The following is a 7,521-nucleotide window of genomic DNA, read 5'->3' on the forward strand; positions in this document are numbered from 1 at the left end:
CTCACGACAACCTCGAGAGATTGTTAAGGCGATCTCCCAGGCGGCGCCCCGGTGCGCTTGCTACGGTGGGCGGGACCCCGACCCCGCGCCGCCGACCCGTGAGGACCACGTGCCCGAGAGCGACCAGCTGCAACAGACCCTGATCCGCATGGACGGCTCGGGATACGGATCGTACAAGCGCCTCGTCGGGCGCTACGACCTCGGCCCGTGCGACCTCGTGATCGACCACGTGCAGAGCGACCCCTACGCCCCGCCGTCGTCGATCCGCGCGGTGGTCTCGCTGGCCGAGTCCGCGGTCCCGGACGACGTCGTGGCCACGCGGGCGCAGCGCACCGCGGTGGCGGACTTCCTGGCCCGCGACGTCAGCCAGCGGCTGCGCGCGGCCTCCCGCGACCTGCGGATCACCGAGCCCGGGCAGGAGGTCCTGGAGCGCAGCAGCGTCGTCGTGGTCGGCGACGCCGTGGAGGTGCGGCTGACGGCCGCGCTGCCCGCCGCCGGACGGCGCGTCAAGGGGCGCGCCGCGGCCCGGCTGCTCACCGAGGAGCTGCCCGGGATCGTCGAGGGCTCGGCCCTGCTGGGCGGGATGGACGAGGAGCGCCTGCGGGACCACGTCCGCCTGCACCTGGACCAGCTGGAGCTCCGCGAGCTGATCGCCGAGCGCGGCCTGGTGGCCTTCGTCGGCGACGGCGCGGTGCTCCCCCGCCGCTCGGGCGTCTCGGACCTGCCGCTCGAGGACGGCGTCCCGTTCGCCTCCCCGGAGACGCTGCGCACCGGCTTCACCCTGGCCAGCGGGCGCACCGTGACCGGGATGGGGATCCCGCGCGGCGTCACGGTCGTCGTGGGCGGGGGCTACCACGGGAAGTCGACGCTGCTGCGGGCGATCGAGCGCGGCGTCTACCCCCACCTCGCGGGAGACGGCCGGGAGTGGGTGCTCACCGTCCCCGACGCCGCGAGCATCCGCGCCGAGGACGGCCGCTCGGCCGCCGGCGTCGACATCTCCCCCTTCATCTCCGGCCTGCCCTCCGGGGCCGACACCACCGCGTTCACCACGGCCAACGCCTCCGGCTCGACGTCGCAGGCCACCAACCTCGCCGAGGCCCTGGAGGCCGGGGCCTCGGCCCTGCTGATCGACGAGGACACCTCCGCGACCAACTTCATGATCCGGGACCGGGCCATGCGGGAGCTGATCCCGGACGGCGCCGAGCCGATCACCCCCTTCGTGGACCGGGTGCGGGCCCTCTTCGACGAGCGCGGGGTCTCCACGATCCTGGTCGCCGGCGGCTCGGGGGCGTTCTTCCCGGTCGCGGACCACGTCGTCGCGATGAGCGCCTACGTCCCCGAGGAGGTCACCGGCCGGGCCCGCGAGATCGCCGCCCGGCACGCGGCCGACCTGCCCGAGCCCGACGACGCCGAGCGCTTCGGCCGTCCGTTCCGCCGCGTCCCGGCCCGCGGCTGCCTCGACGTCTCGGGCCACCGCAAGCCGCCGCGCTCCCGGGGGCGCGAGACCATCCAGGTCGACCGGGACGACATCGACCTGGCCTACCTGTCCCAGCTGGTCGACGCCGCGCAGACCGCCGCGATCGCCCTGCTCCTGGGCCGCGTGGGCCGGGCCCTCGACGGCGGCACGGCGCTGGACCGGGCGGTCGACGAGGCGCTCGAGTCCGCCCGCGCCGAGGGCCTCGACGGCCTCACCGGGCCGCGCCGGATCCGCGGCGACCTGGCGATGCCGCGGCGGCACGAGCTGCACGCGGCGGTCAGCAGGTACCGGCGACTCGCGATGCGCTGAAGCCGCCTCTCCCCCGCCGTCCACCCCCCCGCCCCCGACATCCGGCCCCGCGTCACGGCCCGCCCCGACATCCGGCCCCGCCGCCCTCCCCGACATCCGCCCCTCAGCCCCTTCCCCGAGAAAGCGAGCACCACCCCCATGAAGCACCCCGTCAGCCCCCTGGGCCGCACCTACGCCACGATCGCCGTCATCGAGGCCCTGACCTGGGCGGGACTGCTGGTCGGCATGTTCCTGAAGTACGTCACGCAGACCACCGAGATGGGGGTGACCATCTTCGGGTACGCCCACGGCTTCGCGTTCATCGCCTACGTCCTGATCACGGTGGCGGCGGCCGTGCGCCTGCGCTGGGGCCTGCTCACGGCCTTCGTCGCGCTCGCGGCCTCGGTGCCCCCGCTGTGCACTATCCCCATGGAGATGTGGCTGCGCCGCCGCGGCCGCCTCGCCCGCCCGGAGGCCGCCGCCCGCCGGGAGCCGGTGGGGGCCGACGCCGCGTAGTCGCGTCCGCGCCCGGGTCTTGTCCGCCGCGCGCGGGTTTTGCCCGCCGAGCGCGGGTCTTGTCCCCGCACCCGCCGGGTCCTAGCGTGGAGGCACATCGTCTCGCGAGGAGGGCGGCGCCGTGCGCACACTGGTCTACGGCATGAACGTGTCCCTGGACGGCTTCGTGGCCGCGCCCGGCGGCGACCTCGACTGGAGCGCTCCGAGCGACGAGCTGTTCCGGTGGTGGCTGGAGCAGGAGCAAGCGATGGACCTGCTGCTCTACGGTCGCCGGCTGTGGGAGGCCATGAGCTCCTACTGGCCGACCGGCGACCGGCGGCCGGGCGCCACCCCCGACGAGGTGGCGTTCGCCCGGAACTGGCGGGACACCCCCAAGGCGGTGTTCTCCTCGACGCTCGGCTCCGTCGGTTGGAACGCCCGGCTGGTCACCGGCGACGCCGTCGCGGAGATCGCCCGGCTCAAGGAGGGCGAGGGCGGCCCGATGCGGGTCGGGGGCGCCACGCTCGCGGCGGCGGCCCTACGGGCCGGGCTGGTCGACGAGTACACGGTGGTCACCCATCCCGTGCTGCTGGGGGCCGGGGCTCCGTTCCTCGCCCCGCTCGAGCGGCGCGCACCCCTGCGCCTGACCGAGACGCGGACCTTCCCCGGCGGCGTCGTCATGACCCGGTACGAGACCAGGCCCTGACGCGGTACGAGACCACGTCCTGGCGCAATGCGGGACCCGGCCGTGAGCCGGCGGGCCGAGGCCGAGGAACCGCCTCAACGCCGCCGCGGGTCTGCCGACCCGGCGGCACGGACCGCCCCTCGCCCGCCAGGGTTTCAGCCGTTGCGCCCCCGGGCCGCCACGCGCCAGGTCAGCAGGCCCTCCGCGCCCGCGTCCACGAGCACCTCGTCCACCAGGTTGGGGACCAGGCACACGTGGTTGGGGATGACCCGCAGGCGGGTGCCCAGGGTGGGGAGCTCCTCCCCCTCCGGCCACAGGACCGTGGCGTGGTGCTCGGAGAGCGCGCTGATCCGGGCCCCCGGATGCTCCGCGAGCCGGCCGTAGCCGCTCGCCCAGGCCGGGCGGTCGCCGCCCAGCGTCTTGGTCCCGGCGTCCAGGACCACCCGCCGCGACCCCTCGGGTCCCTCGGGATCCTCGTGGCGGCTGACGACCGTGGACCACACCGTCAGCGCGACGTCCTCCGGGGCGCACCGGCCCAGCTCCACCTGCTGGGCGTCGCCGAAGACGTACACGCCGGGGCGGATCTCGGTGGCACCGCAGGGCTCGGTGAGGAGGGCGCTCGGCGTCGAGCCCCCGCTGCGGCGCGCGACGTCGAACCCCGCCGCCTCGAGCCTCTCCGCGGCGTCGTTCAGGGCCTCGCGCTCCTGCCGGGCCACCTCTGCGGCCGCGCCCGGGGCGTAGCTGTGGCCCGGGAAGGTGAAGACCCCGGCGATCCGCAGGCCGCCCGCGCGGGCGGCCTCGGCCACGTCCGGCGCGGCGGCGGGAGCGACGCCACTGCGGTGGTGCCCGCTGTCGACCTCGACCAGCACCTCCAGACCGGGCGCCCCGCCTCGGCCAGCCGGCGGGCGGCGTTGCGGGCGCCCTCGACGGAGTCGACGCCGAAGCTGATCCGCGCGCGCCCGGCCACGGCCGCCAGCCGGCGGGCCGTGCGCTCGGTGAGCCACAGCGGGTAGGCGATGAACAGCTCCCCGATCCCGTGCTCGGCGAAGACCTCGGCCTCGCCGACGGTGGCCACGGTCAGCCCGCGGGAGCCCGCCTCGACCTGCAGGCGCGCGATCTCCGGGATCTTGTGGGTCTTGGCGTGCGGCCGCAGCTCCAGCCCGGCGGCCGCGACCGCCTCGGCCATGCGCCGGACGTTGCGCTCCAGGACGTCCCGGTCGATGACGACGACGGGCGTGTCGGGTCCCTCGAGACCGCGGCCCGCGCGCTGCGGCACCCCCTGATCCGTCACGCGGCGGCCCCGGGCCCGCTCCGGTCGAAGACGTCGCGGAGGCGCTCGACGGTGCGGGCGACCTTCTCGGCGTCGACGATCGGGAACCCCTTCTCGGCGCGGACCTCCGAGGAGGTGCGGGACCAGTCGCAGTAGTTGGTGACCCGCGACCCGGCCCCGGAGGGCTCCACGATCCACCCCCATCGCCAGCCCTGGGGCTCCTCGCCGTAGTCGGCGACCTCCCACTCGATGCGGTCGGGGCCCAGCGCCGTCACGGTGTTCTCGACCCGGTACCGCGTGGCGCCGTCCGTCCAGAGCATCTCCATGACGAAGAGCTGGCCCTCGGCGCTCAGCGGGCCGCCGTGGGCCTCACCGCGCGAGCCGGCGTCGTCGCTCGCGGCCCGGATCATCCCGGACCCGTCGACCTCCGCCTGGCGGGCGGGGTCCCGCAGCAGCGCCAGGACCTCCGCGGGGGAGGCGGGGACCTCGGCCGTCACGGAGACCGAATCCTCGGTCGTGTGCTTCTCGATGCTCTGTCGTGTCATGTCATCATGTTGTCAGCAGCGCTTCATCCGGTCCAGGAGGCCTCCCCGATTGCTAGTGTGACGTTGTGACTAGCAGAAAAGTAGGGCGGCCCTTCCAGACCGGCATCAGCGAGGCGCTGATGCAGGCGGCCGAGCGCATCATGGCCGACGAGGGCTACTCCCACCTGTCCGTGGACCGGCTGGTCACCGAGATCGGCACGACGCGGCCGACGTTCTACCGCCGCTACCCCAACCTCGCCCACCTGGTGCTGGACGTCATGCGCAGCCGCTATCCCGTGGGCGAGTACCAGACCTCCGGGGACCTGCGGGAGGACCTGCTGCGCTTCCAGCGCGACGAGATCACGGTCTTCTCCGCCCCGCTGTTCCGCAACAACCTGGCGGGCCTGATGGAGCCGCTGCGCCTCGATCCCGAGACCCGCGACCTGTTCACCGAGTACTTCACGGTGCCCCGCCGCGCCCGGCTCGAGGCCATCCTGGCCGCGGCCGTGGGGCGGGAGGAGATCGTGCGCGACGCCGTCCCGGTCGACACGGTGCGCGACCTGCTGATGGGCCCCATCCTGGCCCGGCTGGTGCTGCCCCTGGGGGCCCCGATCGACGACGCCCTGGCCCGCAACACGGTCCTGGCGGTGTGCGAGCTGCTCGAGGCCCCGCGGGAGGCCGACCGCGGGTGAGCCGGCCCTGCTGCGGGCGAGCCCGCCCTGTTGCGGGTGAGCCGGCCCGGCTACGGGTGAGCCGGCCCGGCCGCTGGGTGAGCCCGCCGCCCCGGGCCGCCTAGGCGCCCGCGTCCGCCCTGACCCAGCCCTCCGCGGTGCGTCGCACCGCGCCGGCCTCGGCGAAGGCCCGCAGCCAGCCCTCCATCGGCCAGGCGCCCCAGCGCCGGGCGAAGACCTCGCCGTTGCGCAGGATGTCGTCGAGGTGGCGCCACGGGGGCTTCGACGTCGGGTGCCACTGGTGGTAGGCCTGGGCGCCGCCGACCCACGCCATCGGGACCCCGCGCGCCCGCGCCCGCCAGCCGAAGTCGGTGTCCTCCGCGCCGTAGCCCTCGAAGGCCTCGTCGAAGCCGCCGATGCGCTCCCAGGTGCCCGCGGTGAGCGCGAAGGACAGCGACCAGAACAGGTCGTACTCCTCGGCCGCGGCGTCGAGCTCGACGCCGTCCGCGGGCGCCGGACGCGCCGGGTGCGGGCGGGTGAGGCCGGGCAGCTCGGCCACGGTCCCGGGCCGCACGCCCTCGTCCAGGTAGGTGACCGGGCCGCTGAGGATCGCCTCCGGGCGCCGGGCGGCCGCCTCGCGGTAGCGGTCCAGCAGCTGGGGGCCGGCCAGGCAGTCGACGTCGAGGAAGACCAGCAGATCCGCGCCGCGGCGCAGCGCCTCCTCCGCGCCGCGGTTGCGGCCGGCCGCGACGCTGAGCCCGTGCGCGCCCGGTGGGACGTGGAGCGGCGTCGTGCCGGGGCCGCGGCCCGGAGCCCGCGGCCGGCTCCTCGGCGTCGAGCCAGACCACCACCCGCTCGCAGGCGGGGTCCCAGACCTCGGCGAGCAGGGTCTGCTGGCGGGCCAGGTGCTCGCGCCGGGCCGCCGACGCCGTGGTGATCACCGCCGTCCTCATCGGCCCGTCCCTCCGGGTCGGCTTCTGCGGACTCGCCCGGGGCGCCGGTCCCCGCCCGCCGCGCACCGCGCCGGCGATGATCCGCGCGGCCGGGCGGCGGCGCCCTCGGTGCGCCACACGGACCAGTCGGGGCGGTGGCCGCCGCGCGCTCGAGCGTGGCGACCAGCTCGCCGTCGGCGGGCCACTCGTCGAGGACCACGGCGTCGACGGCCGCGCGCACGGCGTCCCCCATGGCGCGCTGCTCCGCGAACGGGCGCTCCTGCGGGATCAGCACCACGCGGGCGCCGGCCGCGGCGAGGTCGGCGACGCTGTTCTGGCCCGAGGCGCTCACGACCACGGCGCTGCCCGTGATCGAGCGCCACGGGTCCGGGTCCCAGGTGCTCGGCGAGCTGCCCGCGAAGCGCAGCCGCCAGCCGCCGCGGGCGGCCTCGGCGATGCGGAGGTGCTCCTCCTCGGGCGGCATGGTCCGGCCCAGCACCAGCGCGGTGCGCTCCTCGGGCGCGGCCGGGCGCTCGCGGCCGTCGAAGCGCGAGATGCCGCCGGACCAGAGGACGGGCGCCGCGGCGGCGTCGAGGGCGGCCGAGGGCACCGCCTCCCGGTCCCAGGGGGCCAGGATCCGGTCCGCGACGCGGTAGGCCAGGCGGTGCGGCGCGTCGGTGCGCTCCCCGGGCTGGGAGACCACCACCACGGGCACGCCCAGCAGCCGCACGAAGAGCGCGACCTCCACGGAGACGTCGACCACGAAGGCGTCCAGGAACTCCGCGTGCGCGATGCGGGCGATCTCCGCCAGGCGCTCCCGGTGGCCCCGGTGGCCGAGCGGCGCCCAGTGGAGGGCGCCGAGGGCCTCCGGGTCCTGCTCCCGCGGGTCGAGGAGGGCGCCGCCGGGGCCCTCCTCCACCGCGGCGTCGGGGGCCAGGCGCACCCACGCGGTGCGGTCCGGGAGGGCCGCGGGCGGGGCGAGGGAGGAGAACACCGTCACCTCCGCGTCGAGGTGCGGGCGGACGGCGAGGAAGCGGGTCAGGTGCCCGTTGCCGTGGTGGTGGACGTACCAGCCGATGCGGGGGCGGGGGCTCATCGGGCGGCCCCCGCGCGGACGACGCCGGCGTAGAGCTCCGCGTGCTCGGCGCGGACCGCGCGCAGCTGCTCGGCGCGCTCGAC

At 76.2% G+C, this 7,521-nt stretch carries 8 protein-coding genes and 1 pseudogene; 5 read left to right on the top strand and 4 right to left on the bottom strand.

Translation table 11 applies throughout. The features are described from left to right. Positions 1–109: 109 nt before the first annotated feature. From NBM05_RS10915 to NBM05_RS10925, 3 genes are all read left to right on the top strand, one after another. Positions 110–1,786, top strand: coding sequence for an ABC-ATPase domain-containing protein (locus NBM05_RS10915; RefSeq protein ID WP_309248152.1), 1,677 nt, complete (start codon positions 110–112; stop codon positions 1,784–1,786). A gap of 138 nt (positions 1,787–1,924) precedes the next feature. Beyond that, a complete protein-coding gene (locus tag NBM05_RS10920; protein ID WP_254167237.1) occupies positions 1,925–2,281 on the top strand; it encodes a DUF3817 domain-containing protein in 357 nt (118 codons plus the stop codon). A gap of 121 nt (positions 2,282–2,402) precedes the next feature. Beyond that, entirely contained in the window at positions 2,403–2,966 is a 564-nt protein-coding gene (locus tag NBM05_RS10925) for a dihydrofolate reductase family protein (RefSeq protein ID WP_254167239.1), read from the top strand. 134 nt (positions 2,967–3,100) lie between these two features. Here the strand turns inward: NBM05_RS10925 and NBM05_RS10930 are convergent, their stop codons facing one another. The 3 genes and pseudogenes from NBM05_RS10930 to NBM05_RS10940 form a co-directional block, all read right to left on the bottom strand. Then, positions 3,101–3,949 (bottom strand): alanine racemase, encoded by an 849-nt coding sequence (locus NBM05_RS10930; RefSeq protein WP_309248153.1) that lies wholly within the window; start codon positions 3,947–3,949, stop codon positions 3,101–3,103. Continuing rightward, positions 3,880–4,131, bottom strand: a pseudogene (locus NBM05_RS10935) (D-TA family PLP-dependent enzyme); the annotation flags it as partial. The pseudogene NBM05_RS10935 and the gene NBM05_RS10930, both read right to left, overlap by 70 nt. Before the next feature lie 101 nt (positions 4,132–4,232). Further along, positions 4,233–4,760 carry an SRPBCC family protein gene (locus NBM05_RS10940; RefSeq protein WP_254167242.1) on the bottom strand — a complete coding sequence of 176 codons (528 nt, stop codon included), beginning with the start codon at positions 4,758–4,760 and terminating at the stop codon, positions 4,233–4,235. 65 nt (positions 4,761–4,825) lie between these two features. On the opposite strand from NBM05_RS10940, the gene NBM05_RS10945 reads away from it, so the two are divergent. Further along, positions 4,826–5,431, top strand: coding sequence for a TetR/AcrR family transcriptional regulator (locus NBM05_RS10945; RefSeq protein WP_254167244.1), 606 nt, complete (start codon positions 4,826–4,828; stop codon positions 5,429–5,431). Between the two features lie 100 nt (positions 5,432–5,531). On the opposite strand, the gene NBM05_RS10950 is transcribed toward NBM05_RS10945, so the two are convergent. After that, the gene (locus NBM05_RS10950; RefSeq protein WP_254167246.1) at positions 5,532–5,984 is read right to left on the bottom strand and encodes a glycosyltransferase family 2 protein; all 453 of its coding nucleotides are present in this window, start codon (positions 5,982–5,984) and stop codon (positions 5,532–5,534) included. 609 nt (positions 5,985–6,593) lie between these two features. On the opposite strand from NBM05_RS10950, the gene NBM05_RS10955 reads away from it, so the two are divergent. Next, positions 6,594–6,998 (top strand): hypothetical protein, encoded by a 405-nt coding sequence (locus NBM05_RS10955; protein WP_254167248.1) that lies wholly within the window; start codon positions 6,594–6,596, stop codon positions 6,996–6,998. The last annotated feature ends 523 nt before the right edge of the window (positions 6,999–7,521 follow it).

Source organism: Rothia santali, assembly GCF_024199905.1.
GTDB classification, from domain to species: domain Bacteria; phylum Actinomycetota; class Actinomycetes; order Actinomycetales; family Micrococcaceae; genus Rothia; species Rothia santali.